The sequence below is a fragment of the Chamaesiphon sp. OTE_20_metabat_361 genome, from assembly GCF_031364565.1.
The window spans coordinates 1-2,146 of record NZ_JANLWO010000445.1; the positions used below are offsets into that span (position 1 = coordinate 1).

At 47.0% G+C, this 2,146-nt stretch carries 4 protein-coding genes and 1 pseudogene; 1 reads left to right on the forward strand and 4 read right to left on the reverse strand.

Annotated elements, in window-relative coordinates; all coding sequences use genetic code 11:
- Positions 1-153: pseudogene (locus RMO35_RS25360) on the reverse strand (GNAT family N-acetyltransferase); the annotation flags it as partial.
- A gap of 54 nt (positions 154-207) precedes the next feature.
- Here RMO35_RS25360 and RMO35_RS13100 point away from each other — a divergent pair.
- Positions 208-678: a hypothetical protein gene (locus tag RMO35_RS13100; protein WP_309741737.1), complete on the forward strand. Its 471-nt coding sequence runs from the start codon at positions 208-210 to the stop codon at positions 676-678.
- Between the two features lie 333 nt (positions 679-1,011).
- Here RMO35_RS13100 and RMO35_RS13105 read toward each other — a convergent pair whose 3' ends face one another.
- From RMO35_RS13105 to RMO35_RS13115, 3 genes are read right to left on the reverse strand one after another with little or no spacing between them, the layout of a single operon-like run.
- Positions 1,012-1,203 (reverse strand): hypothetical protein, encoded by a 192-nt coding sequence (locus tag RMO35_RS13105; RefSeq protein WP_309741738.1) that lies wholly within the window; start codon positions 1,201-1,203, stop codon positions 1,012-1,014.
- A 12-nt stretch (positions 1,204-1,215) separates the two neighbouring features.
- Positions 1,216-1,575 (reverse strand): type II toxin-antitoxin system PemK/MazF family toxin, encoded by a 360-nt coding sequence (locus tag RMO35_RS13110; protein ID WP_309741739.1) that lies wholly within the window; start codon positions 1,573-1,575, stop codon positions 1,216-1,218.
- Positions 1,572-1,838, reverse strand: a complete 267-nt coding sequence (locus tag RMO35_RS13115; protein ID WP_309741740.1) for a hypothetical protein — start codon at positions 1,836-1,838, stop codon at positions 1,572-1,574. Before RMO35_RS13115 ends, RMO35_RS13110 begins: the two co-directional genes overlap by 4 nt.
- Positions 1,839-2,146 lie beyond the last annotated feature (308 nt).

Below are 2,146 nucleotides of genomic sequence, written 5' to 3' on the forward strand. Positions count from 1 at the left end.
CCGATACTGCTCGTAAAACTGCTTTGCCCCCTCCGAAATCGCATGAACCAGGATAGCTCGTATCCCCGCGATTTCCGCAGCCTTGAGCGTCCTCAGCATCGCATCTCGCAACAAACCACGCCCAATCCCCTTCCCTTGCCAATTGCGATCGACCTATAAACCCTGATAAAGCCTCTGTTTCCCATATAATCGAAATAGCCCCCACCAGTGACGGCGAGGGATAGATCGATCGAACGGACTGTTATCAGCAGCGCGATCGAACTCAGACAGGACTATTGCGAGGTTAACATGACAACCGCCACGGATTCAGATATTCGAGAAATTAAAACAGCGGTAGAATCGATCGCCAAGGCTACTGAAGCCAACGCTAAAGCGATAGCAGATCTAACCACATCCGTGACAGGATTGCGCGAAGAAATGCGGGTGGGCTTCTCAGACATCAGAGGCGAGATTAAGCAGGTAGAAGCCAAGCTAGAAGGCGAGATCAAAGAAGTCAGAGGAAAGATTGATACGTCAGAAGCCAAGTTAGGGGGCAAGATCGATAAACTCGACGAACGAACCAGGCTGGGATTTTGGGGATTTGTTGGGCGCGGGTTAGTTCTGGCTATCCTAATCGCACTGATACCATTCTTGACCAGATATTTAACTTCGTCTTTACCAGAGATTTTCCAACCTTAGCTAACCTTGCCCGAAACCACCTTTTACCCCTATTTTTACCCTGCTCACTTACTGTGAATGTCTGAAGTGAATACCCCATAGGCAGTTGAGAGATTCAAGCTACTGCTTTCGGGAAGCAGGGGTCGGGGTTCAAATCCTCTCATCCCGATTTGGCTCAAATTAAGACTCAGAAGGGTTCCTAGAGGGTATTTACCGCGATCGGGGAGCCTTCTTGCTGTCAATAAGGTTTTGATGAAGTGTTTGGAAGTTTAGCCGCACGAATGTTGAGACATCGATCGATCGCCACATTTAATAATATTTTACTCAGGCAAACCCAGTGACTTAGCCACATCACTAATTTTCACCATCAAAGATAAAGGCTCCAGCGTTGAAGCAGTAAACCGATACTGCTCGTAAAACTGCTTTGCCTCCTCCGAAATCGCCTGAACCAAGATCGATCGTATTCCCGCGATTTCCGCAGCCTTGAGCGTCCTCAGGCGTAGCCGCGCCGAGAGGTAATAGAGTATGAGTAATTGCGTGAGCCAAAATATATCAACTTCACTCTACTTCACCGATCGATTCATCTAATTTCAAGGTATAAATCAGAGCCTCATTTAACTGTTGAACGTACAACGACGAGAGCTTACCAAGTTGCCTGATTAGTCGCTGTCGATCTATAACTGCAATCTGGTAGCAGAGTGCCACTGATTCTTGAGTGAGTCCACCTTCTTCGGCGGGAATGGTAATGGTGCCAGGAATGTTCGAGCGGCGAAGATTTGAAGTGAGGGGCACGATGACAACTGTTTGGGTGAATCTATCGATTGTCTCCCGCTGTACGATAACAACCGGACGTATTCCAGCTTGTTCGGAACCTCTACTGGGGTTTAAATCTGCAAGGTAAATGTCACCACGGCTCATGCGTAGTCCTCTTGTTGAAGATTTGAGGAATATTCTGGCAAGATGGTTTCAGCAAAAATGATGTCTTCTTGGGCAAATTCGGCTTTTAACGCTGCTGCATCAGCATCAGAAACCAAACGATCCCACTGCTGAAACCGAGTCGATCTATCTGTGATTTTGCTGTTTTGGGCTAGAGTTGAGAGCTTAGTATCTAGCTCTTTTCGTTCTGCATCTGTCAATGTTTGAATGATTTGAGCTAGGGAGTTTACCAGTTTTGCATTCATTGCGATCTTCCTCCATACTCACTTGCGCTATTTATTTCATGATAGGCGATTCTCGTTCCGAGCAACTGAGCCAACGTTCTACGTTGTCTAAAGGCTGAAAGAAACTTTGGCTCGATCGATCGCCACATTTAATAATATTTTACTCTGGCAAACCCAGTGACTTAGCAACATCACTAACTTTCACCATCAAAGTTAACGGCTCCAGCGATGAAGCCGTTAACCGATACTGCTCGTAAAACTGCTTTGCCCCCTCCGAAATCGCATGAACCAGGATAGCTCGTATCCCCGCGATTTCCGCAGCCTTGAGC

Excerpts from the sequence above, each read along its gene's own strand:
- RMO35_RS13110 (WP_309741739.1), bottom strand. The coding sequence starts at position 1,575 with ATGAGCCGTGGTGACATTTACCTTGCAGATTTAAACCCCAGTAGAGGT.
- RMO35_RS13115 (WP_309741740.1), bottom strand. The coding sequence starts at position 1,838 with ATGAATGCAAAACTGGTAAACTCCCTAGCTCAAATCATTCAAACATTG.